This window comes from Flavobacterium limi (genome assembly GCF_010645075.1).
Lineage (GTDB): Bacteria > Bacteroidota > Bacteroidia > Flavobacteriales > Flavobacteriaceae > Flavobacterium > Flavobacterium limi.
The window spans coordinates 328,136-353,332 of the sequence record NZ_JAADZV010000002.1; the positions used below are offsets into that span (position 1 = coordinate 328,136).

Sequence of the window (25,197 nt, forward strand, 5' to 3'; positions counted from 1 at the left end):
AATAATTTCAACCATTGAATACATCCTTAATAATGAAACATACCAAAAACTGCCTTTCTTTCTTATTTATTCTTTGCTTTATAATTAATTCATTTTCTCAGGACACAAATTCACCATGGCCAAAATCTACCAATATCAATCAGCCATGGACTCGTTGGTGGTGGATGGGAAGTGCCGTAGATAAACCAAACTTAAAAAAGAGTCTTGTAGATTTTCATAAGGCCGGAGTTGGCGGTGTAGAAATTACTCCTATATACGGCGTAAAAGGCGAAGAAAACAATTTTATAGATTATCTCTCCCCAAAATGGATGGAAATGCTAGATTATACTATTCATGTTTCCGACAGTCTTCATATGCAGGTTGATATGGTCTTGGGAACAGGATGGCCTTATGGCGGTTCTCATGTTACCTTACCACATGCAGCCACAAAATTAATTGTAGAAAAATATCAGGTCAAAAAGAACGAAATTATTGATCGCTCTATAAAACTGGAAAACACTAAAGAAAAAACACCTGCAGAACTTTTATATGTAGTAGCTTACGGCAATGACGGAAGTTATATCAACCTGACAAATCAGCTAAAAAACAGAACCTCTAAGGTAAATGATAAAGGAATCGAAGGGGCTTTAGTAACCCTACCTAAAACACTGGAAGCAAACAAATTAAAATGGAAAGCAAAAAAAACTGATTATACCTTATATGCTGTTTTTAGCGGTAAAACCGGACAGCAGGTAAAAAGATCTGCTCCTGGAGGGAAAGGCTATACATTAGACCATTACTCAGAAGAGGCACTGAATGCTTATATTGTTCCGTTTAATGACGCTTTAAAAGGACGTGAAGGAAAAATCAGAGCTGTTTTTAATGATAGTTATGAAGTATACGGAACTGATTTTACTCCTAATTTCTTTGAAGAATTTCAAAACCGAAGAGGTTACGATCTTAAAAAACAATTGCCTCTAATATTAAGTGAAACTGATAACGAAATTGCAAACCGAATAAGAAGTGATTACAGACAAACCATAGCCGACTTATTATTGAATAAATTTGACAAGCCGTGGACACAATGGGCACATTCAAAAAATTTTAAAACAAAACTTCAGGCACATGGATCACCCGGTAATTTAATTGATTTATATGCCTCTGCTGATATCCCTGAATGTGAAACTTTTGGTTCTATGCCATTTGATATTCCGGGTTTCAGACGTGACAAAGAAGATATACGTGAAGGCGATGCTGATCCTGTAATGCTTAAATTCTCTTCGTCAGCAGCACACATTTCAGGAAAAAATCTGGTTTCATCTGAAACTTTTACCTGGTTAAGAGAACATTTTAAAACTGCCTTGTCACAATGTAAGCCGGAAGCCGAAGATTTAATGCTAAACGGTGTAAATCATATTTTTCTTCATGGTTCAACATATTCACCAGACAGAGCAGTATGGCCAGGATGGAAATTTTATGCTTCTGTAAATTTTAATGCAACCAACAGCATTTGGGAAGACGCTCCTGCCCTGTTCTCTTACATTGCAAACTGCCAGTCCATGTTACAGCAGGGAAAACCAGACAATGAAATACTGCTTTACTGGCCCATTTTTGACAACTGGGATAAATATAAAAAAGGTAGTTTATTTGTTGAATACAAAATACATTCTTTAGACGAGTGGCTTCACGGAACTCCGTTTTATGACACCACAAAAGCCCTAATGAAAAAAGGCTACGGAGTCGATTTTATCTCTGATAATTTTATTGCTGAGGCAAAAGTCGTAAATGGAAACATCAGTCTTCCAGGTGGGATTTTCAAATCATTAATTATTCCGGCCTGCAAAAAAATGCCTTTAGCCACTTTGCAAAAATTAATTGAACTGCAAAAAGCCGGTGCAAAAGTAATATTTCAGGGATTACCGGAATCTGTTCCTGGTTTTCATGATTATAAAAATCAGGAAACAAAACTTCAGTCTGTTTTGGCTGAAAATAAAGAAGCTGTAAAACCAGTTTCGGATATTTTTCAAACACTGGAAAATGCTCAGATATATCCTGAAACATTAGTAAACACAGGTTTAAAATTTATCAGAAGAAATGTTGACGGAGAAAAAATCTATTATCTGGTAAATCATACCGCAAAAACAATTGATGGATTTATTCCGTTGGAAATTGGTAATAAAGAAGTCGTAATCTTTGATCCGTTAAATAGAAACTTCGGAAATGCAATGGTTCAAAAAACAGCCAAAAACACTTTGGTTAAAATAAAAATCGAACCGGGACAATCCTTTTTCTTAAAAACAGAAAATACTGCGACACAAAAAAAATGGAATTACTACGAATCCACTGCCGAAGCAATTGCATTAAAAGGAAACTGGAAAATAAATTTTGATAAAGGCGGACCAAAATTACCTCCAACTGCCTCAGTCACAAATTTAGAGTCCTGGACAAAACTTGGTCCTGAAGCGGAAGCATTTTCAGGATCTGCGACTTACACTTTAGAATTCAACAATCCGAATGCTAAAACTGAATCGTGGAATTTAAATTTAGGCGATGTTCGCGAAAGTGCAAAAGTCTGGTTAAACGATGAATTTATTGGTACAGCCTGGTCAGTTCCTTATAAGCTAAATATTGGAAAATTAAAACAAGGAAAAAACATTTTAAAAATTCAGGTTACCAATCTTTCTGCCAACCGAATTCGTGATAAAGAACTAAAAGGCGAAGAATGGAAAATTTTCTACGAAATCAATATGGTAGACAAAGATTATAAAAAATTTGACGCAACAAAATGGAGTCTTATGCCTTCCGGATTATTAGGTCCGATAACCATTACACCCTTAAAACAACAAAATTAATTCCCTAATAAAAGAATAAAATGAAAAAGCTACTTTTAATCTTCGCTATATGCTTTTTATATGCGAATTCTACAAACGCACAACAGCCATTTGATAAAAAATTAGTACTAAAACAAATGATTTTAGCAAATGATTATTTTATGCAAAAATGGCCTGAAACTGGCAAGACTATTATAACCAACAAAGAACGTCCGAGTAATATCTGGACACGTGGTGTTTATTATGAAGGATTAATGGCTTTACATGAAATTTTTCCAAAAGAAGCCTATTATAAATATGCTTATGACTGGGCAGAATTTCATAAATGGGGATTTAACGGTGGAAATGTTACCCGTAACGCAGACAATTATTGTGCAGCTCAGACCTATATTGATTTGTACAATCTGGAGCCGGATGCAAAAAAGCTAAAAAATACTAAAGCCAACATCAATATGCTGCTGAATACGCCTCAACAAGACGACTGGTCATGGATTGATGCTATTCAAATGGGAATGCCGGTTTTTGCTAAGCTGGGAGTATTAGAAAAAGACAACCGCTATTTCGAAAAAATGTATCAAATGTATATGTATTCCAGAAACAAGCATGGTGATAATGGGCTTTTCAATCCAAAGGATGGTTTGTGGTGGCGTGATGCTGATTTTGATCCTCCATATAAAGAGCCAAATGGCGAAGACTGCTACTGGAGCCGTGGTAATGGATGGGTGATTGGTGCTTTGGCAAAAGTATTGACTATAATTCCTCAAAATGCCCCTCACAGAGAGCAGTATGTAAAAGATTTGAAAGCAATGGCAGCAGCTTTAGTTCCAATTCAAAGACCTGACGGATTCTGGAATGTAAGTTTACATGACCCTACAAATTTTGGAGAAAAAGAAACATCGGGAACTGCCTTATTTGTTTACGGAATAGCATACGGCATCAACAACGGAATTCTAAAAAAGGAAACGTATTTGCCTGTAATCGAAAAAGCATGGAACGCAATCACAAAAGATGCTTTGCATGATACCGGATTTTTAGGCTATTTACAGTCAACAGGAAAAGAGCCAAAAGACGGACAGCCATTATCATACGATAAAATCCCTGATTTCGAAGATTACGGATTAGGTTGTTTTTTACTAGCCGGATCTGAAATTTATAAAATGAAATAATGAAAAAAGCATTTTTCTATTTTATTTCTCTGGGAATAAGTCTTTCTGTATTCTCTCAAAAAAAGGAAATTCCGTTGTGGGATAAAGTTCCTGACGCCATTGAATCTAGAGAATACGTTGAAAAAATAGTAGCCAAAAACGGTATTGCCGAAGATGTTCGTAAAGTAACCTTACCTACCCTTACCCCATTTTTTGCAGATGAAAAAAAATCAAACGGAACAGCTGTTATAATTTGTCCGGGTGGAGCCTACGGAATGCTGGCTATCAACAAAGAAGGCTATAAAGTAGCAGAATGGTTTAATACATTAGGCATTCATGCTTTTGTTTTAAAATACAGATTGCCGAGCGATGAGATTATGAAAAACAAAACTGTTGCTCCCCTCCAGGATGCACAGGAAGCCATTCGACTGCTTAGAAGAAATGCAGTTAAGTGGAAACTTAATCCTAATAAAATTGGTATTATGGGGTTTTCAGCTGGTGGGCATTTAGCGTCTACTTTATCTACTCATTATGATAATAAAGTATATACGCCTACTGATACAACAAGTGCCAAACCCAACTTTTCAGTTTTAATTTACCCTGTAATATCCATGCAGGAAGGAGTCACACATCAGGGATCAAAAGATAATTTATTAGGAAAAAATGCTCAGGGAGAAATCGTCGAAAAATATTCGAATGAAAAACAAATAACGGCTTCAACCCCAAAAACTTTTTTAGTTCATGCTACTGATGACAAAGCTGTACCTGTAGAAAATAGTATTAATTATTATTTAGCTTTAAAAAAAGAAAAAGTCTCTTCAGAAATGCATTTATATGAAGACGGAGGTCATGGCTTTGGTCTCGGTATAAAAGGCACCAATGCATCATGGCCTAAAGCCTTTGAAAAATGGCTGACTGTTAACGATTATACATTAAAAGGCGACGGTTATGTATTTACCTATTTTAAAGGAAATGGCGAAGACGGTCTGCATTTGGCTTACAGCGAAGACGGCTACAAATGGAACACCTTAAAAAATGACACATCATTTTTAACGCCTGAAGTCGGAAAAGATAAACTTATGCGTGATCCCTGCGTAATTAAAGGCAGAGACGGTTTGTATCACATGGTCTGGACGGTTAGCTGGACAGATAAAGGAATTGGTTATGCATCGTCAAAAGATTTGATTCACTGGTCAAAACAGGAATTTATTCCGGTCATGACATATGAAGAAAAGACAAGAAACACCTGGGCTCCTGAAATTACGTATGATGAAAAATCTAAAACATACATGATTTACTGGGCTTCTACAATTGACGGAAAGTTTTTGGAAACTAAATCGGAAGAAGAAAAAGGATACAATCACAGGATTTATTACACTACTACTAAAGACTTTAAAAAATTTTCTAAAACCAAATTGCTTTATGAACCTGGTTTTAATGTCATTGATGCTACTATTGTAAAAACAAATGAAGGTTATACCATGTACTTAAAAGATGAAACGAAAGTACCGGTTCAGAAAAATTTAAAAATAGCAACCAGCAAAAAATTAGAAGGTCCATACACAAAAGCAAGTCAGCCAATAACAGGTAATTATTGGGCAGAAGGACCTACAGCGATTCAGATAAATAATGAATGGATTGTTTATTTTGATAAATATACCCAGAAAAAATATGGAGCGGTAAAACAAACTTCAAAAGGCTGGGAAGATATTTCAGAACAAGTTAGTTTTCCTCCGGGAACAAGGCATGGAACTGTAATTAAAGTATCTGCGGCTGAAATTAATGCTTTAAAAAAGGAATAAGTTAAAAATAGACCGATAATAAAGGGCTATAAATAACCATTATAACTCATTAAACGAAGACATTGTAATCAAATACAATGTCTTCGTTTTTTTTGTAGTAAAATAAATACATATAATATTTAAATATTTTTGTGAAAGTAATTTTAAATTCTATTTTTACAAAAAAAATCCTACTTAATAATTAATATAAATAGTATGTCAAATTTTTCAGAACAGGTTCATATAAGTATTGGAAGTTTTACCCAAAATGTTGTCTATCATGATTTAGAGTTATCGCAAAAGATGGCAGACCATCACCATTTTTCATTTGTCTGGCAATATACAGGCCTGGCTGTAATAGACCCGTCAGTTCAGTCAAAAGCTATAAGAAGCTACCTGGGGGATGAAGTGATTTTTACTTTCAAGAGTCTTACCGGAATCAAAGTGATGAGCAAAGGCATCATTACAGAACTTTCCTCTGTAGAACTTCACGGAAGTGCTGTAGGTCTTCTTGTAAAAGGAATAAGCCATACCATAGTGCTGGACGATATGAAAAAATCAAGGACTTTTCAGGAAAGGGGAATGGACGACATTGTACTGGGAATTTTGGCTGAAGGCCCGGGAGAATTTTACCAGCGTGAAGCTATAAAATCGACTTATCTTCAGGAATTCAAATACATGGCGCAATACAATGAAACCAGTTTTGAATTTTTAAAACGCCTGGCCAAACGCTATGGACAATGGTTTTACTTCGACGGCATGCGAATGCAGTTTGGGCAGACCAAAACCAGTCAGGTAAAACTCGTGAACGGCTCTTCGCTGCATGGTTTTAAGATACAGGCCAATATGGCTGCCCACAAAATTTCTCTTGCAGGATATGATTACAATTCCGCAAATAATATTCGGAATTCTGCTGCCAAAACTAGTATGGGAAGCAAAGACAGTTTTTCTGCAATCGTAGGTCACAATCAGGGAACGGTTGCCCAGGGCGATTTAAGTGTTGGAGCTTACACGGCCAATGCCCAAACCAGTGATGAAATACAGGAAATGGTAAAACTGCAGACCGCAGGGAGCGATGCCAATAGCGTTTACTATGGTGGTATTTCGTATTTTCCATTAGGACTCGGACAAGTTTTTAGCATCGTCAATCAAACGGTTGAACACGAACTCATTGTAATCGAAGTCGAACACATCTCTCAGCTACACGGCAATTATTCTTGCCGATTCAAGGCAATTCCTGCAGATGTTGCGGCACCGCATTATACAGATGTACATGTTTTTGCAAAGGCAGAAACTCAGCCTGCCAAAGTAAAAGACAACAACGATCCTCAAGGGTTAGGAAGGATAAAAGTAGAATTCAACTGGGCAGGAGGAAGCACCAATAGCGACTGGATCCGCATGATTCAGCCACATTCGGGAAGCGGAAAAGGCTTTTACTTTATTCCGGAAATTGGTGAAGAAGTTTTGGTAGGTTTTGAAGGGGACAATGCACAGAATCCTTATGTATTAGGAACGCACTACAATGGCAATGAATCCAGTGGCTATGCCGATGGACAAAACAATGTAAAAGCGATTCATACCAGAAGTGGACATATTTTAAAATTTACTGAAGACGAAAGTATTATAATAACCGATAAAATTGGTAATGAAATTCAGTTTGATACGATTGATGGAAATATCAATATCACGGCACCAAAAACCATCACCATGAATGCCTCTAATATTATTATGAATGCTTCTGAAAATATTACGACCACTGCAGGAATGAATATTACTGAAAGTGCCGGAGTTGATAAAACTCTAACTGTAGGTGCTATATTAAATACTTTTGTTGGCGGTGATAACATGTTGAATGTGACAGGTAATTTTATGGAAAACATTGAAGGGAATCTGGAATCACATACGGCTAAAGAAAGACAAGAAGTTGGAGTTAAAGGAATTGATAATAGTAGTGAAGGTGGAATAAATAAGCATTCTAAAAAAGAAATGCAGATTAATAGCGCCGAAAAATCTAAATCCTTCTAAATATATGAGCAGAATAAGATTTGTAGGAGGGACTATCACAAAAACTACCGGGGGTAACCACAATATATATTCCGAAGGCAATATTGTATACAATTCTGGTAAAACTGTTACAGAAACAAGTGATGTTGGTATAACTTATGGGGAGCCGAAAGGTATTCCCGAGAGAAAAAGCCAAGACTTTGATATTACTTTTGAATTAGATAAAAGTGAAAATACAATAGTTCCATTTGGAGTTTTAGATTTTAAGGAAAATCCTGAAAATCCATTTTTTTGTTTCAAATACAAATTAAGTAAATCGAAAATTGATTCTTTAAGTTTTCAAATAATGGATGAGAATGATGCTGTTATTTACCAGATGACCTCTTTAAAAGCAGTAATAGTAAAAGCTTCAAAAAAAACTGAAGTACTTTTTGAAGCCAAAAAACCAACTCAAGGACCACTTTTATCTAAAGTCTGGGATTTTCAAAAAATATACAATCAATATGCATTATCTGAACCTTCTGATTATACAAATGAAGGCGAATATCTTATACATTGGGATGGTTTTGATGATAATGATATTTACGATAGTACCAGATTTAACGGAAAAAACCTAAAAGCAAAAATTATTGCAACCAAAGGGGGTAGACAAAAAAGTTTAATAGTTGAATTTTCTACAAAATACAGTGAAGTAGACTGGGCGGATGTGAAAATTGATAAAAAGACAAAACGAATTGATGTTACCCTAAGAGTAAATCTTAAAGATGGTGGATCAGAAGGACTGAGTTGCTGGCCCAATACACGTAATTTTAATCCGCCCCATACAAAAAGTGAAATTTGTGATTGGGATAAAATACCAGTTTCCGAAATAATGCCAGGAAAGCCTATTATTAAATCTAGAACTAAGAGTTTCTCAGATTTAGAGAAGTTGGCAATTGAAGGATTAAATTATCATTGGAGTAGGAATAAAAATCATGCAGTTGGTAAAAGCATAAGTGTTAATGGAGAACTTTTTGAAGTTTATGTAAATTCTATAAATGTTGAAAATAATGCAATCAAATCTCCTAGTATAAAATATTTAACAAATGAAAGTCCAGGTAGATCACGTAATTGGGAATTATCAAGAATATTATATTATAATGTAGGGTATTTAAAATATTCTAAGAGATGGTATTTTGTTAATGACATACAAAGTGATAGTGATTTCAAACATACTTCTGGGCATGAAATTGGGCACGAAATTTTATTGGCTTATGGAGGGCATACGTACTCAAAGAGTCACAAAGGAAGTTCAACTATTGTGACCCAATCGCCTTTAGGAGATTATTTGTATCCACAAAGGGGAGAAATAGATTTGATGATTTATTATGTCGACGACAAAATGCACCCATATCCTATGGACTATAATATTAGAGGGATTGCAGCAGAAAAAGATGTATTAAGTATATTATGGTTAACAAAAATTAAAATATCATGAAAAAAATAATTTTAGTATTTTTTATAGTTGCAACTTTATTAAGCTGTTCAAAACGAATAGCCAGACCTCCAGTAAAAGGTATAGTTAGGGATTCTATTACTAATCTTCCATTAGAAAATGTAGGTATAGAAACATGGGATGAAAAATCAGGAAAATATGTTTCAGAAACAGCAACCAATAAAAATGGAGAATTTTATTTATCAAAAATTGATTATAATGATTTATCATTTGGAGTAGAAGCACCCAGTCAAATATTTGATTTAAAAATTCATGATATTAAATATAGAATAAAAACTATTAAAGAGAATAGTAAATATGGCTTTTCAGGCGATACAATTTTTTACAATGTTAAATTAATTCCACTACAGTAATCTAACTTAATTGAACGTAGTCAATTCAATAAAAGAAGAAGAAAACTGTTTTTGTTTTCTGAAGAAGTCAGTACCAAATTAGCCAAACGGTTCTTGGAGTTTGAAAACTATTTTATTGTTGACAGTATGCCGTTGGAAATCTGTAAATTTTCTCGTCACAGCAGAATTAAAATCTGTAAAGATGAATTTCAGACAGCCCCTTCTAAAGGTTTTTGTGCTTCACAAAACAGTTGGTTTTATGGCTATAAGCTTCATGGTGTTTGTTCTGTATCTGGAGTTTTTCATTCTTTAGATATTACAAAAGCAGAAGTTCATGATGTTCATTTTTCAAATAATATTAAAAACCAAATGTCTGATTGTGTTATTCTTGGGGATAGAGGTTATCTTTCCCAGAGTGTTCAATTAGACCTGTTTCAAACAGTCAAAATTAAATTAGAAACTACAAAAAGAATCAATCAAAAAGACTATAAGCCACAGCCATATATTTTTAGAAAATCCAGACAAAGAATTGAAACTTTATTTTCACAACTATGCGACCAGTTTTTGATTCGAAGAAATTATGCTAAATCTTTTACTGGTTTCAAAACAAGAATTTTAGCAAAAATAACGGCTATGACCTTAATTCAATACATTAATAAATTCATATTTGACAGACCTATAAACAATATTAAAAATCAACTAATTTAATTTCACCCAACGGGTTAAGGTATTAATTTAACGCAAAAATTACAGTCTACCCTCAGCGATTCAGGCAGAAGTTCCAATTGCTTCAGAAAAAGATGTACTCGGACTAATTTGGTTAACAAAAATTAAAATTAAATAAGCAATGAGAATAAGTATTTTAAGTATAATCGGTTTTTTTATATTCTCCTGCAGTAATGTACCTAAATATTATCAAGGGCATATATATGACAATAATAAAAAGCCTCTAGCCAATATTAAAATTTGCTAACAAAATATAGACAACTGCATTAAAACAGATTCGGAAGGTTTTTTCAGATTGAAAAAAAACGAAACATCCATAAATAATTTAATAGTCTTTTACGATGATAAACCAATTGACACATTAGTAACTGTATGGAGTCAGCATGGTGAAAGAATAGAATATTCGTTTATAGAAAATAAAAAAGATACTCTATACATAAATCTTGAGAAAAAAGGCATAATATTAAATAAATAGCAAGCCATACCTTTAAAAAAGGGTTTAGCTTTAATTAAAAGCTAAACCCTTAATTTTTAAAAATTATTACCCAACAATATTATTCTCCAATAATATGAAGCTCATTAAATTCTTTATCGACGATTAAGAAATGGTTTGCTTCAAAATCAGCAGCATTAAATTCAATTTTTTCATTATCGATTTCAATTTCGCTTACTTTAAAAGGCAGTCCTATAAAGTTAATCTTGTATTTCCCGTAAGGAGTTTCATACTTTCCTTCTTTGTGCAATTGTATAATTACTTCTTTTTCTTTTCCGATAGTTCTAAAGGATAAAAAGCTGAAACGCCCTTTTTTGTAATCATAACCATCCTGAGCATCTTCATAAACTTCTGATTTCTCTTTACCATTTTTATAGTAAACATCTAATGTAAGTTCATCAAACTCTAACTCTCCAACATATTGCTGAACCGGATATTTCGGAATTACAGATCCTGCTTTTACGAAAACCGGAATTTCATCAAATTTAGAATCAACCCAGACTTCGCGTCCTCCTGTTGCAAATTCATTTGTCCAATAGTTATACCACTCACCTCTTGGGATATACATACGTCTTCCTACAGCATTAGGTTCCAGAATTGGGCAAACTAAAATATGATTTCCGAAGATGAATTCATCGTTTCTATAATGCGTCTGCGTATCATCCTGATCGTAATACACCAAAGGTTTCAGCATTGGGATACCTTCTTCGATATATTGCCAGAACATAGTATATAAGTAAGGTAATAACTGATAACGAAGACTTACAAACTTTCGGGTAATATTGATTACTTCTTCATCAAAAGCCCATGGCTCCTGATTTCCATGATCTCCTGAAGAATGTGTTCTGCAAAAAGGATGGAAAACACCTAACTGAATCCAACGTGCGTACAATTCGCCTGTTGGCTGTTCAGCAAATCCTCCAATATCAGAACCTGTAAAGCCCATTCCGGAAATGCTCATACGCTGTACCTGAATATTAGCAATCCACAAATGCTCCCATGTAGCTACGTTATCACCAGTCCAGGAAGAGGTATAACGCTGTGCTCCCGAATAAGCTGATCTTGTAATTACGAATGGGCGTTTTGGATAAACAAAGCGTTTCACACCATGATAAGTCGCCCTTGCCATTTGAGTCCCATAGATATTATGAGCTTTTCTATGACTACAAGGGTTTCCGTCATAAACGTGACGCACATCCATAGGAAAAGTTTTGTTTGGGACCTCCATAACAGCAGGTTCATTCATATCATTCCACACTCCTTTTACACCAATGTCAGAAATTAATTCTTTGAATAATCCTGCCCACCATTCTCTTACTACAGGATTAGTGTAATCCGGAAAATTACATTCGCCTGGCCATACTTTACCCTTCATATAAGGTCCGTCTGCTCTTTTACAGAAATAATCTTTTTCAAGACCTTCTTTATAAACCCAGTAATTTTTATCTATTTTGATTCCCGGATCAATGATTACTATCGTTTTAAAGCCATCTTCGGCTAATTCAGCAACCATTTTCTTTGGATCCGGAAAATAATCCTTATTCCATGTAAAACATCGAAAACCGTCCATATAATCGATATCCAGGTATATGGCATCACAAGGAATTTTAAGTTCCCTGAATTTTGATGTGATTTCTTTTACTTTGCTCTCCGGATAATAACTCCACTTACACTGATGATATCCTAAAACCCAAAGCGGCGGTAATTCAGGTTTACCTGTCAAGTCGGTATATGTTGTAACCACATCCTGCATTTGCGGACCGTAAACGAAATAATAATTCATTTCTCCACCTTCACTCCAGAAACTCGTAACGTTTCTTCTTTCCTGACAGAAGTCAAAAAAAGTACGGAATGTATTATCAAAGAAAATACCGTAAGATTGTTTATTATGAAGACCAATATAGAATGGAACCACTTTATACAAAGGCTCCTGATCTTTATGATAAGCATATTGGTCAGTTGCAAAATTCTCTACTCTTTTGCCTTTTAAATTCATTTGAGTGGCTTTGTCACCAAGACCGTAAAAACATTCTCCGTCTTTTGACGATTTACTCATTTTGACAATATTTCCGCCATATTCATAACTTTCTTCCCAATGAAAACCAAGTTCATCTTCAAGAATCAAAAAGTCATTTAAATCATAAATCGACAAACGGAGATCCGCCTTTTTAATTTTACATTTTACTTTACTTGTCCTGATTTCAAAATAATTTTCTTCTTCGGTAACTGTTAGAAAATTATAACCATGCAGCTGACTTTTATCAATTGCATAAGAAAAATCATTACTAAAATAACCTTTTGTGGTAAAACGAAAACGAATTAAACTGTCTCTGAGAATGGTAACTTTTAAAATTACGTTATTGTCTGTATAAAAAGAAATCGAATCTCCTTCATGCTCATACGAAACGACTTTTGATGGAAATAAATTGCCTTTGTATTCTAGTGCGGTATTTGTAATCATATGGCTAATGAATTAATTTAGGATGCTTGTCTTTAATTTCAAACTTACAAAAAAACTTAGTAATCGCCTATGAATAAAAGGTTTATTAACGAAAACGTTTTTTCTGACTGGGTAATAATTTATTTGCCCAAAAAAAATTAATTCAGTAATTTATAATCTAAAAAATAATAAAATCACAGCGTACAAAAACATTCATTTATGCAAAAGAATAAACCGTGACACTTAAAGGCGGCAAAATTAATTCAACCGAAAAATTTCTTCCGTCATAAGGAGAAGATTCTATTTTTAACAATCCTGAATTTGCAACCCCGCTTCCTCCGTAAAGTTTAGAATCACTATTAAAAATTTCTTTCAGATTCCCTTTTCGCGTAATTCCGATTCTGTAATTTTCCCGTACAACCTGCGTAAGATTGCAGACAATTACTAAATCTTCATCAGGATTATTTCCTTTTCGGATATAGGATATAACAGCATTTTGATGATCTGAATAATTAATCCATTCGAAACCTTCTCCACTAAATTGTTTTTCATACAAAGCCGGACTCGATTTATACAACTGGTTCAAATCTGTAATCAGGTCTTTTACCCCTGAATGATAATCATATTTCAATAAATGCCAGTCCAGACTGTTTTCAAAATTCCATTCCGAAGTTTGGCCAAATTCAGAACCCATAAATAACAATTTGGTTCCGGGATGTGTAAACATATACCCATAAAGCAACCTTAAATTGGCAAATTTCTGCCATTCATCACCCGGCATTTTATATATAATAGATTGTTTACCATACACCACTTCATCATGTGAAAAAGGCAGCATAAAATTTTCGGTAAAGGCATACGTCATCGAAAAAGTCAAATCGTTTTGATGGTATTTTCGATAAACCGTTTCTTTCTGAAAATATTTTAAAGTGTCATGCATCCATCCCATCATCCATTTCATTCCGAAGCCTAATCCTCCGGTAAAAGCAGGCCTGGAAACCATTGGAAATGAAGTGCTTTCTTCTGCAATGGTTTGAACCCCGCTGAAATTAGCGTAAATAACTTCATTAAATTCTTTCAGGAAACTTATGGTTTCTAAATTTTCATTTCCTCCATAAATGTTCGGTTCCCATTCACCGTCGTTTCTGGAATAATCTAAGTATAGCATTGAAGCTACAGCATCAACACGCAAGCCATCAACATGATAATTTTGAAGCCAGAAAACGGCGTTACTGATTAAAAAAGCACGAACTTCATTACGCCCGTAATTAAAAACAAGACTTTTCCAGTCAGGATGATACCCTTTTCTGCGATCCGGATGTTCATAAAGATGTGAACCATCAAAAAAACCTAAACCGTGTGCATCATCCGGAAAATGTGACGGAACCCAGTCCAGAATTACACCAATTCCTGCCTGATGCAGTTTATCAACCAAAACCATAAAATCCTGTGGCTTGCCAAAACGGGATGTTGGGGCAAAATAACCCACAAGCTGATAACCCCATGAAGGATCATAAGGGTACTCCATAACTGGCATAAATTCTACATGTGTAAAACCTGTTTCTTTAACATAAGCAACCAAATCGTCAGCCAGTTCGAGATAGGTTAAAAACTTGTTGTCATTACCTCGCCTCCAGGAACCTAAATGTACTTCGTAAACCGAATAAGGTTTGTCTAGTGCATTATGTTCGTGACGCGACTGCATCCAGTTTTCATCTTTCCAGTTATAATCTAAATCCCAGACTACAGAAGCTGTATGTGGTGGTTTCTCACAGTATAAAGAAAAAGGGTCTGCTTTTTCAGTTACAATTCCGTCAATATGAGACTGTATTTTATATTTATAAAGTGCTCCTTTATCTAAATTCGGAATAAAGCCTTCCCAAATACCTGATGAATCCCAACGTACCTGCAGCAAATGTTCTCCCTGAGTCCAGTAATTAAAATCACCTACAACCGATACAGATTGGGCAGTTGGAGCCCAGACAGCAAAATACACGCCTTTTACCCCATTAACTTCAATCAGGTGTGCCCCCAGTTTTTCGTATAATTTGAAGTGTTTTCCCGCCTTGAATAAATCAATATCAAAATCAGTAAATAGAGAATGCGTAATAACGTTGGACATATATTTTTAGTAATTAGTACTTAGTTGTTAGTCCTTAGTACCTGTGATTAGTTTTAGTAATTTGTTGTAGCGCTTGGGTATTTTGTTATTAATACCTAATAATTAGTTATTTATAATAGTATTTAATCATCATAACATAGTCTTAACATTCAATTGCATACTTTATTAAAATACTTTAATAATTTAAAAAAATAATACAGAATTAATCCTCAATCCAATCATTGATTATTAAAAACTAAGGACTAGGGACTAATTACTTAGAGCTAAACATTAATCTATCCTGAAATTATCCGGAAGAATTGCTCCTTTTTTAATGACAACAATGCCATCTTTGATACTGTACAATTCGTTCGTAAAATTTTCTAAATGTTTACCTCCGTTAATATGAACGTTATTTCCGATTCGGACGTTTTTATCAACTAAAGCATTTTTTATATAACAGTTTTCACCGATTCCAACATGTATTTTGTTGTTAGCAGTATCTTTATTCATTTCATCAATATCCTGGTAAAAATCATTCCCCATTACATACGAATGCTGAATCACAGTGCCGTCGCCAATTCTGGAACGTATACCAATTACTGAATTTTTAATTTCATTGGCATTAATAATACAGCCTTCTGAAATTAAGGATTGGTTAATATTCGAATTTCTAAATTTTGAAGGAGGCAGTAACCTCGGGCGGGTAAAGATTTTATTCTCATCATCAAACAAATTAAATTCCGGTATATCAGCAGTCAGACCAATATTTGCTTCAAAAAAGGAATCAATGTTTCCAATATCTGTCCAGTATCCTTCGTATTGGTAGCTTAATATTTTATGCTTTCCAACAGCCTGTGGAATAATTTCTTTTCCGAAATCCTTGGTCTCCGGATCTGCCATCAAATCTTCCAGTAATTGACGGTTAAAAATATAAATACCCATTGAAGCCAGGTATTTTTTACCTTTTTCCTGCATTTGTTCACTCACTTCAGATTCCCATTCCGGCAAAAGCGAAGCATTAGGTTTCTCAATAAAAGCTTCAATAAAACTTTCATGATTGGTTTTAAGAATCCCAAATTCAGGTGCATCTTTAGCATTTACAGGTAAAGTAGCAATAGAAATAGCAGCATCAGCCTTAATGTGAGCTTCCAGCATTTCGTTAAAATCCATTTGGTACAACTGATCTCCGGAAAGTATTAAAGCATATTCAAAATCATGTTTTAAGAAATGCGACATACACTGACGTACCGCATCAGCAGTTCCCTGAAACCAGGTTGGGTTGTCCGGAGTTTGCTCGGCTGCTAAAATATCAACAAATGACTGGCTGAAAATGCTGAAATTAAAAGTATTTTTAATGTGTGCATTCAAAGAAGCTGAATTAAATTGGGTCAATACAAATATTTTAAAAATATCCGAATTGATACAATTGGATATCGGAATATCTACTAATCTGTATTTTCCACCAATCGGAACAGCAGGTTTTGACCTTGTTTCAGTTAGTGGATACAAACGTGATCCCTGACCACCTCCTAAAATAATAGCAACGACTCCCTTTTTGTTAACTTTCATTTTTCTGAATTATTTGGTTATATGTTTCGATGTATTCTTGGCAAACTCTTTCCCAGGAATGGTCTGTGGCCATTCCTTTTATTCTTATTGTATTAAAATCCGCTTTATTCTCATACAGGTTTACAGCACGATTAATCGAATAACAGACATCTCCAACCGAAGCCTGATCATGGCAGATTCCGTTTCCGCTATCTCCAAAATCAATTACGGTATCCCTTAAACCTCCAGTTCTCCTTACAATCGGAACTGTGCCGTAACGCAGTGCATACATTTGGTTTAATCCGCAGGGCTCTACTCTTGAAGGCATTAATATAAAATCAGAACCTGCATAAATCAAATGAGCCAGTTCTTCATTATATCCGATAAAAACATTGTAGTTTCCGTTGTAGTCATTACGTAATTGTAACAACTGTGTTTCTATATCAGGGTTTCCGGATCCTAAAATCAGGATATTAATATTTTCAAAATTTTCAGACAACGCTATTGCCGAAGCCTGAGGCAAAAGATCTCCGCCCTTTTCATCGAATAATCTTCCAATAAAACTAAACAAAGGTTTTGAAGGATCTAAGTCAAATCTTTCACATAGCCTTTCCTTGTTTTTTTGTTTTCCAAAGTCAAAATTATCAATTGAATAATGGGATTCAAGCATTTTATCTGTCAAAGGATTCCATACTTCAATATCTATTCCGTTTAAAATCCCTTTTGATTTGCTCCGCACTTTATTGAACAATGATTCTAATCCATTAGCCGAAACATTAATTTCATCCAGATAACTCGGAGAAACTGTGGTCACAGCATCAGCACATTTAACCGCTACAGCCAGTGAATTCAAAGAATTACCCCATTCCAGAAAACCGGCATGTCGCACATCAAACTCCGGTATATAATGCATTTTATCATGACCAAACCATCCCTGATACAGCCCGTTATGAATCGTGATAACGGTTCTTACCTTACTTAAAACTTCATATTTATAACTAAACTGAAGCATAAACGGAATTAAACCTGTATGATGATCATGGCAGTTGATGACGTCCGGAATTATATCATCAGCCAAAATCCAGTCTAAAGTGGCAATCTGAAAGGATATAAAGCGTTCGATATCATCTTCATAACCATAAACATTCGGACGGTCAAATAACTCCTTAATTTCAATCAGATATAATTCATAGCCAAGTTTATCAGTCGTTTCCTTTAGAATATTATAAGGGAACATAAAATTACCTAAAACAACAACCCCTGAATGTATCGTTTGAAAATCATTTTCATTTTTAAACTTTGTATCATATGCAGGAACCACTACCCGTACCTGATGTCCCGCATTTTGCTGATATTTTGGCAATGCCCCGACAACATCGGCTAATCCGCCAACTTTGGCCATTGGATAACATTCTGCACTGATATGAAATATTTTCATTTAAGACTGCTGTTTTATAAAATTGGTACTAAATTAAATTAATACGTAAATTGCTATTATTCTGTAATTTTATGTTTTTTAAATTTAGGAAAAAACTAAGTAGAATTTAGCTCCAAAATAAAAATTATCATTATGCCAAAAAAAACATCAAATCTTACAAAATCCTTAAAAATCCCATTATTTATTATTATTTCTGCGAAATTATGCGCGTTTGTTTCACATAAACTGGTAACAGCTTATACAGCAAAACTTTTCACAACACCGATAAAACATAAAATTCCGAAAAGAGAATTAAAAATGGATTCTGAAAGCATCCAAAATACTATTCCTGTTCCGTCAATTAATAAAAGCATTATGGTTTATGAATATGGTAAAAGTGAAAAGAAAGCACTGCTGGTTCATGGATGGTCCGGGCGCGGAACACAATTGTTTAAAATTGCAGATTCACTATTAGAAGAAGGATATTCAATTGTGAGTTTTGATGCGCCTGCCCACGGAAAATCAAAAGGTAGCACTACCATAATGTCTGAATTTATAGCCTCGATTTTAGAAATAGAAAAACAATACGGGCCATTTGAAATTGCTGTTGGTCATTCATTAGGCGGTATGTCTGTTCTGAATGCAATTAAAAGCAGGTTGAATTTAAACAAAGCTGTTATTATAGGCAGTGGTGACATTGTTCAGGATATTTTGGATGAATTTGTTTCGAAATTGAGATTAAAACCCGAAATTAGTATGCGTTTGCGTGATCATTTTGAAAATAAATATCAGGTAAAAATGGATGATTTCTCTGCTCATCAGGCTGCAAAAAAAATAAAAATTCCAGTTTTGGTGATTCATGACAAAAATGACCCGGAAGTTCCTGTAAAAGCAGGAATTCATATTCATGAAAACCTTCAAAAAGGAAGTTTGTTTCTGACAGAAGGCCTTGGCCACCGAAAAATATTGGGAAGTCATGACGTAATTAAAAAAATTATTGAATTCATTACTTAATTGAAAATGCCATGGATTTATTTGGAGAAACAAGAAATTGGGAACACGATTTAAAGCCTATTTTAAAGAAATATAAAGGCAAGAAACATCCTCTGGACTATGAAAACACCTATCAGTTATTGGTGATGGTTGTATTGTCTGCACAGGACTCTGACGCAAATATTAATAACATCGCTCCTGCCCTGTTTGCTGAATTCCCTACCTTAAAAAGTTTATCAAAAGCAAGCTCAGAAACTTTTATGCCGTACATCAGCAAGGTTCGTAATCATGCTACCAAAACGAACTGGCTTTTAGAAATTGCCAAAACGATTCAAAACGATAAAGACATACCGCTTACATTAGACGGACTGACCGCTTTGAAAGGTTTGGGAAGAAAATCTGCCAATGTCATTTTAAGAGAAACCGGTCAGCCACCAGAAGGTATTATTTGTGATTTGCATGTGATTCGTGTTGCCCCGAGACTCGGAATCGTTAAGGAAAGTAAAGATGGCAACAAGGTAGAAAAACAGCTGATGGAAGTTTTGCCAAAAAAAATCTGGTCAGAAGTTGGTATGGCTATCTCATTTCACGGAAGGGAAACCTGCAGGCCAAAACCCAAATGTGAAGAATGCCTTTTGACGTATTGTTGTGACTATTATCAGCATAATGAGTCGGCAAAAAATTAATTTAGCATTTTTTTTTACTTAAAATTCATTCGGTATTTCGTTTTAATAAATTTATTATCGTAATATTGCAATATAAAAATAATTTTAGATGGGCGCAACCAAAACAGATCATTTTACAGATAAGCAAAATCAGATTGCCATAATTGCAAAAGCATTAGGTCATCCTGCCAGAATAGCCATTATAGAATATTTATTAAAAGTTAATAGCTGTATCTGCGGTGATATCGTAAACGAACTTCCTCTTGCACAACCTACAGTTTCACAGCATTTGAAAGAATTAAAAAATGCAGGGCTCATTAAAGGAAACATTGAAGGAAATGCTATATGCTACTGCATTGATGAAAAAACTTTTGATGTTTTGAAAGATTATTTTTCCAATATCATACTAACCGTTACAAATCAAAAATGTTGCTAAACATTTTTTTTAAATTATTAATCGCAATATTGCAATAAACAGCTAAATAAAAAATCATGAAACTATCAGATGTTAAAACAATACTACAAATTGTAGAAACAGTAAACTTTCAATTGCCAAACGGGAATTTTGTACCGGAACATTTTCATGTAACCGAAGTTGGTTTAGTCACCAAAAACTTCATTGATTGCGGAGGAACTGTCCGTAAAGAAACGGTTGTAAATTTTCAACTTTGGGATGCAAATGATCTGGAGCATCGTTTAAAACCTCAAAAATTAATTCATATCATTGAACTTTCTGAAAAAGTCTTAGGGATCCAGGATTTTGAAATTGAAGTCGAATATCAGGACACCACTATTGGAAAATATGATTTAGGTTTCAACGGAAAAGATTTCCTGCTGATCAACAAAAAAACAGCTTGTCTGGCTCAAGACCAATGCAGAGTTCCTGCTGAAAAACCAAAACTGAACCTTACCCAACTTACTTCAGACAATGCTAATTCATGCACTCCGGGCGGAGGATGCTGCTAATTTTTTACTTAAATTAATATGTCAAATAAAGAAACATTATTTATTAAAATAAAAGAGGTTCTATTTAATTTTAATTTTGAAGAAATTACTGCTGAACGCAAAACTATTTTGCAGCCTCTTATTGATTTCATTCAATTAAAAATTGAGAATCAGAAAGATGTCCGGTTGAATTTTATTTGTACACATAACTCGAGAAGAAGCCATTTATCGCAGATCTGGGCACAGACTGCCTCTTATTATTACGGAATAAAAAACGTGTATTGCTATTCAGGAGGAACAGAAGCTACAGCCCTATTCCCGAAAGTAGCGGAAACTTTAGAAAATACCGGATTCAAAATTCAGAAACTCTCTGAAGAAAGTAATCCTGTTTATGCCATTAAGTTTGCCAAAAATCAATCACCCATTATTGGTTTTTCAAAAACGTATGATGATGAATTCAATCCTGAAAGTGGTTTTGCTGCGATTATGACCTGTTCTCAGGCTGATGAAGGCTGCCCGTTTATAGCAGGAGCCGAAAAACGAATTCCTATTAGGTTTGATGATCCAAAAGCTTTTGATAATACACGTTTGCAGACAGAGAAATATAAGGAACGTAGTTTACAGATCGCTGGTGAAATGTTTTATGTATTCTCTTCTATTTCTTTTTAAACATAAAATGCGATTCTGCGTATTGTAATGCAAATCATAAGAGAAACTCTGTCACAATCAATTTCTAAGATATCGTTGAGATTCAATCAATACTTTATTATATAAATTTTCTCTGTCTTTTTCATTTAAAGGTCCGGGGATAGAATGTAACATCCCTTTCATCTCTTTAAGAACAACAGGGACTTTTGCACTTTTAAGCTTTTTTGCAAAATCTTTTCCTGTATCTTTTAATGGATCAAACTCACAGGTAATAATATATGCAGGCGGTAAGTTTGATAAATTATCTGAATAAAATGGGAAAGCTAAGGGGTTTGTTCTGTCAACTACATTTGGCAAATAACTTGCTATCGCATATTTCATTTCGGGTTCTTGTAAATAATAACCAATTTTAAAGTGATTGTAAGCCTGCGTTTCAAATGGTGAATAGGCGGCAGGACATTCTAAAATTTGATATTTAATATTTGTAAAATTCTCTTGTTTTGCTTTTATGGCCACAAGGGATGCAAATGTAGCACCCGCGCTTTCACCTGCAACAATTATATTGTCTGGGCTTCCGCCCCATTTTTTGATAGTTGAGATCGTCCATAAAAAAGTGGCAAAACAATCATTATTTGGAATTGGGAAAGCGTGTTCAGGAGCTACCCTGTAATCAACCGCGACCACAATAGCATTGTGTAGTTTCGAAAACCTTGTCGCATAGGATACAGAAAGGTTAGTCCAGGGTAATATAAATGCTCCCCCATGGTAGTAAATTATGACTGGGCTGTTTTTGTCAAATGTTTTAGGCTTAAAAATATAGGCTGTGAGACTATCCTTTGTTATTTTCAGCGTATCTACACTCACCCCCTCCAAATTTATTGGCATTTGATCTATAAAATGGCTTCGTTCTGATACAGACATTTTTTTTAGCTTATTTGCTATTTCAGAAACATCATCAGTAGCAGTTAGTTTTAAAAATACTGCTTGTCCCCAGTTTAATCGTCCTTGTGGAGTATGTGTCAGAAAGTAAACATAACTAACAATCCCAATGATGGCAAAAAGAATAAAAAGCAAAATGTATTTAATTGTTTTCATTTTAAAAAATCTATTTTATGAACAAGTTTTCTTTCTACTATGAAGTTTATTGAATTAGTTCATCATCAACATTAACACAATGATTACCAGAAGATTTTCCTTAAAATTACTCCTATTTAATTATACCAAATCTTTTGGCATTCACTATTTTTTTCGTCAATCAGGTGTTGGCGTTTTGTCTATGTTTTTTGTGATTTTATTCAGCCTTTCCAAATCTCTTTTAAAAGTTTCTTCAAATGTAAGTTTTACTCTCGTTTTTAATACAAGAGTAAAAATACGCAAATTTTACTCTCGTTTTCCGATAGTAAACTGACAAAGTAATCCTGAGTTATCGTTGTCTAAATATGTGATTTATCGGGTTCTTTAGCCCAAAAGGTGTAAACATAAAAAAGGTTTGTTATTATTTTTTATCATTTAGAAACTTCAATAAATAATTTGTTATCTCTTTATGATCTGTTTCGCTGCCTCTGTCATCCATATTATTATGAATCGTATTCGGTAATTTTATAATGGTCATGCCATATTTTTTTGACTCTTCGGCTGTCGGTAAAACGTCCTTGTCTGCAGGCTGATCACCGGAACGCAATGAATACACTTTTGGTTTATTTGTTCTTGGTAAAGCCATTCGCCTATTGTCCAAAGCTATTATTCTGTAGGCTATATTTGGATATTTTTTTGGAAATAAAGCCGTCATGTCAGCACCATTAGAATGACCGATTAAAGTGATATGTTCAAAATCTAATCTAGGATTTGTCTTTTTTAATTCATTAATCACAAATTGGATATTGTCTGCTCCACGCTCCCAAAAAGGAAGTCTGACAATCTGAGGAACTCCTGTTTTTGGCACGAGACTATCTGTTGACAATTCGTGTTGTATACTTGCTGCAAAATAACCTTTTGCTGCCAGAAACTTAGTGAGGTAAGAATATTTTAAATTCGCCTTTCCTTTGTTTTCATAATAACAGTGACTAAAAATAATTACTTGTTGCTTTTTTATTTTTTTGTCGCTATCCGGAATGAAAAAAGCAACCGGTACTTCACGGTTTCTTGAATTATCGTTCAGTATGAAATTCTCTCTTTTAACCGAGTAATTATAATTTTCCTAAGTAACTATTTTCGGATAGACTTATTACATTAAAATTTAAATCGGCTATCAAACTGTATTATTTCTTTGCTAATTTTAACAACTCTAATTTGTTGTTTAAATCATCTCCTCTTAAATCAATATCAATAATTTTTCCACTTGGATCAATTAAATATGTTGTAGGCCATGAATTAACATTGTAGCCTTTATTAATTGTCAATGGATTTTTTTCATCAATGTTTTGCCAGGTAACATTTTGATCCTTAATAAATTTTTTAATATCAATTTTTCCTCTAACATCAACTATTCCAATGATTTCAATATCATTTTGACTGAATTTATCAAAAACCTCTTTTATTTTTGGAAATTCTTTTATACAGGGTGCACATGTTATACTCCAGAAATCAAGAAATACATATTTCCCTTATATTTTTCTAAAGAAATTTTAGTTTCATCAAGAATGTTTACACCACTTATATTTGGAGCCATCATTCCTGCTTGATTTGTTGTCGGGATTATTTTATTATCTGATTCGTTGGGACTTATTGTTAATTTTATCTTACTAAGATTTTGTGTTATTGGAGAATATTGAATGTAATTACCATCTATTTTCAAATATTGATAAGGATTAACAATATGTTTTTTATCAAGTCTGTCAAAGTAAGGCTGGTCTTTAGCCAAATAAATAGATTGATTACGATTATTAGATTCCGAGATTATCAAGTAAGAATCATTGCCCAATTGAACTTTACCATATCGATATTGGGGAAACATGAACATTAAAGAGAAATCTTTACTTCGACTATTTTGCTCAACGGCTATAAGTTGTTTGTCTTTCTTAATAGATTTACCATCAAAATATTCTATATCAACATTGACAGCATTATCGAGTATGTCATCTTGCTTGTTTAAATTAGAAAGCAAAGTTTTTGATACATCATCTGAATAGTCATCATTATTATTTGAATCAACTATGTACACAATTGAATTTAGAAGTATAACCTGCTAGAATTGAAATTGTATTTTTTACTTTTTTATTGCTTAAATGAATGGTGTCTTTAAGGTTCCTCTTATTTCCTTCAGCTTTTTTTATAAAGAAATCTTTACTGTAAATACCTTGTTTATAGTTTTGATAATAAAACTGAAAGTCATTTAAAATGTAAAGATATTCTTTTCGATTTGTCAACGAGTCAGGTATGTTTTTCATTTCAGGATAGCCTTTCAGCTCTTCCTTACTAATTATGTCTCTTGAAGCAATTCCTGAACTACTTATTCCTGCAGGCCCAATTCCTTGTATAACCTTATCAAGTACTACTTCTTTAGATACAGTTTTTATTAATTTGTTTTTTTTTTTATCAATAAAAGCCTGATTGTTTTTTATTTCCTGAGAATAATTATTAATTCCAATTAAGGCACAAAGTACTAATAAGATGTTGTTTTTCATGTAAATATCAGTTTTAATATACATCAAT

The 25,197-nt window shown here is 34.0% G+C and carries 20 protein-coding genes and 1 pseudogene; 12 read left to right on the forward strand and 9 right to left on the reverse strand.

What is annotated here, in order from left to right; genetic code table 11:
* The first annotated feature begins 32 nt into the window (after nucleotides 1-32).
* The 7 genes and pseudogenes from GXM16_RS05935 to GXM16_RS05965 form a co-directional block, all read left to right on the forward strand.
* Entirely contained in the window at nucleotides 33-2,831 is a 2,799-nt protein-coding gene (locus tag GXM16_RS05935; RefSeq protein WP_163393484.1) for a glycosyl hydrolase, read from the forward strand.
* Nucleotides 2,832-2,851: 20 nt separating this feature from the next.
* A complete protein-coding gene (locus tag GXM16_RS05940) occupies nucleotides 2,852-3,976 on the forward strand; it encodes a glycoside hydrolase family 88/105 protein (protein ID WP_163393485.1) in 1,125 nt (374 codons plus the stop codon).
* Complete coding sequence (locus tag GXM16_RS05945; protein WP_163393486.1) at nucleotides 3,976-5,757, forward strand: prolyl oligopeptidase family serine peptidase; 1,782 nt, start codon at nucleotides 3,976-3,978, stop codon at nucleotides 5,755-5,757. Before GXM16_RS05940 ends, GXM16_RS05945 begins: the two co-directional genes overlap by 1 nt.
* Before the next feature lie 195 nt (nucleotides 5,758-5,952).
* Nucleotides 5,953-7,761, forward strand: a complete 1,809-nt coding sequence (locus GXM16_RS05950) for a type VI secretion system Vgr family protein (RefSeq protein ID WP_163393487.1) — start codon at nucleotides 5,953-5,955, stop codon at nucleotides 7,759-7,761.
* A gap of 4 nt (nucleotides 7,762-7,765) precedes the next feature.
* Complete coding sequence (locus tag GXM16_RS05955) at nucleotides 7,766-9,217, forward strand: hypothetical protein (protein WP_163393488.1); 1,452 nt, start codon at nucleotides 7,766-7,768, stop codon at nucleotides 9,215-9,217.
* Complete coding sequence (locus tag GXM16_RS05960; protein ID WP_163393489.1) at nucleotides 9,214-9,588, forward strand: hypothetical protein; 375 nt, start codon at nucleotides 9,214-9,216, stop codon at nucleotides 9,586-9,588. Before GXM16_RS05955 ends, GXM16_RS05960 begins: the two co-directional genes overlap by 4 nt.
* Before the next feature lie 3 nt (nucleotides 9,589-9,591).
* Nucleotides 9,592-10,275, forward strand: a pseudogene (locus tag GXM16_RS05965) (IS982 family transposase); the annotation flags it as partial.
* 572 nt (nucleotides 10,276-10,847) lie between these two features.
* Here GXM16_RS05965 and GXM16_RS05970 read toward each other — a convergent pair.
* The 4 genes from GXM16_RS05970 to GXM16_RS05985 all read right to left on the reverse strand — a co-directional run bounded on the left by GXM16_RS05970 (nucleotide 10,848) and on the right by GXM16_RS05985 (nucleotide 18,316).
* On the reverse strand, nucleotides 10,848-13,247 hold the full coding sequence (locus tag GXM16_RS05970; RefSeq protein WP_163393490.1) for a glycoside hydrolase family 31 protein: 2,400 nt from the start codon (nucleotides 13,245-13,247) through the stop codon (nucleotides 10,848-10,850).
* A gap of 196 nt (nucleotides 13,248-13,443) precedes the next feature.
* Nucleotides 13,444-15,348, reverse strand: a complete 1,905-nt coding sequence (glgB, locus tag GXM16_RS05975) for a 1,4-alpha-glucan branching protein GlgB (protein WP_163393491.1) — start codon at nucleotides 15,346-15,348, stop codon at nucleotides 13,444-13,446.
* Between the two features lie 270 nt (nucleotides 15,349-15,618).
* Nucleotides 15,619-16,899: a glucose-1-phosphate adenylyltransferase gene (locus GXM16_RS05980; RefSeq protein WP_163393492.1), complete on the reverse strand. Its 1,281-nt coding sequence runs from the start codon at nucleotides 16,897-16,899 to the stop codon at nucleotides 15,619-15,621.
* Complete coding sequence (locus GXM16_RS05985) at nucleotides 16,889-18,316, reverse strand: glycogen synthase (protein WP_163393493.1); 1,428 nt, start codon at nucleotides 18,314-18,316, stop codon at nucleotides 16,889-16,891. The genes GXM16_RS05980 and GXM16_RS05985 overlap by 11 nt, the downstream gene beginning before the upstream one ends.
* Nucleotides 18,317-18,448: 132 nt before the next feature.
* Here GXM16_RS05985 and GXM16_RS05990 point away from each other — a divergent pair, with 132 nt between their 5' ends.
* The 5 genes from GXM16_RS05990 (at nucleotide 18,449) to GXM16_RS06010 (ending at nucleotide 21,567) form a co-directional block, all read left to right on the forward strand.
* A complete protein-coding gene (locus GXM16_RS05990; RefSeq protein ID WP_163393494.1) occupies nucleotides 18,449-19,309 on the forward strand; it encodes an alpha/beta hydrolase in 861 nt (286 codons plus the stop codon).
* Between the two features lie 11 nt (nucleotides 19,310-19,320).
* Nucleotides 19,321-19,974, forward strand: coding sequence for an endonuclease III domain-containing protein (locus GXM16_RS05995; protein WP_163393495.1), 654 nt, complete (start codon nucleotides 19,321-19,323; stop codon nucleotides 19,972-19,974).
* Between the two features lie 88 nt (nucleotides 19,975-20,062).
* On the forward strand, nucleotides 20,063-20,389 hold the full coding sequence (locus GXM16_RS06000; RefSeq protein WP_163393496.1) for an ArsR/SmtB family transcription factor: 327 nt from the start codon (nucleotides 20,063-20,065) through the stop codon (nucleotides 20,387-20,389).
* Between the two features lie 56 nt (nucleotides 20,390-20,445).
* Entirely contained in the window at nucleotides 20,446-20,919 is a 474-nt protein-coding gene (locus GXM16_RS06005; RefSeq protein ID WP_163393497.1) for a DUF6428 family protein, read from the forward strand.
* Between the two features lie 18 nt (nucleotides 20,920-20,937).
* Nucleotides 20,938-21,567, forward strand: a complete 630-nt coding sequence (locus GXM16_RS06010; protein WP_163393498.1) for an arsenate-mycothiol transferase ArsC — start codon at nucleotides 20,938-20,940, stop codon at nucleotides 21,565-21,567.
* A gap of 57 nt (nucleotides 21,568-21,624) precedes the next feature.
* On the opposite strand, the gene GXM16_RS06015 is transcribed toward GXM16_RS06010, so the two are convergent.
* The 5 genes from GXM16_RS06015 to GXM16_RS06035 all read right to left on the reverse strand — a co-directional run bounded on the left by GXM16_RS06015 (nucleotide 21,625) and on the right by GXM16_RS06035 (nucleotide 25,169).
* Nucleotides 21,625-22,641 (reverse strand): alpha/beta hydrolase, encoded by a 1,017-nt coding sequence (locus tag GXM16_RS06015; RefSeq protein WP_163393499.1) that lies wholly within the window; start codon nucleotides 22,639-22,641, stop codon nucleotides 21,625-21,627.
* A gap of 400 nt (nucleotides 22,642-23,041) precedes the next feature.
* Nucleotides 23,042-23,488: a hypothetical protein gene (locus tag GXM16_RS06020; protein WP_163393500.1), complete on the reverse strand. Its 447-nt coding sequence runs from the start codon at nucleotides 23,486-23,488 to the stop codon at nucleotides 23,042-23,044.
* 316 nt (nucleotides 23,489-23,804) lie between these two features.
* Entirely contained in the window at nucleotides 23,805-24,119 is a 315-nt protein-coding gene (locus GXM16_RS23075) for a TlpA disulfide reductase family protein (protein ID WP_163393696.1), read from the reverse strand.
* Complete coding sequence (locus GXM16_RS06030) at nucleotides 24,116-24,706, reverse strand: hypothetical protein (protein WP_163393501.1); 591 nt, start codon at nucleotides 24,704-24,706, stop codon at nucleotides 24,116-24,118. The genes GXM16_RS23075 and GXM16_RS06030 overlap by 4 nt, the downstream gene beginning before the upstream one ends.
* A complete protein-coding gene (locus tag GXM16_RS06035; RefSeq protein WP_163393502.1) occupies nucleotides 24,693-25,169 on the reverse strand; it encodes a hypothetical protein in 477 nt (158 codons plus the stop codon). The genes GXM16_RS06030 and GXM16_RS06035 overlap by 14 nt, the downstream gene beginning before the upstream one ends.
* Nucleotides 25,170-25,197: the final 28 nt, after the last annotated feature.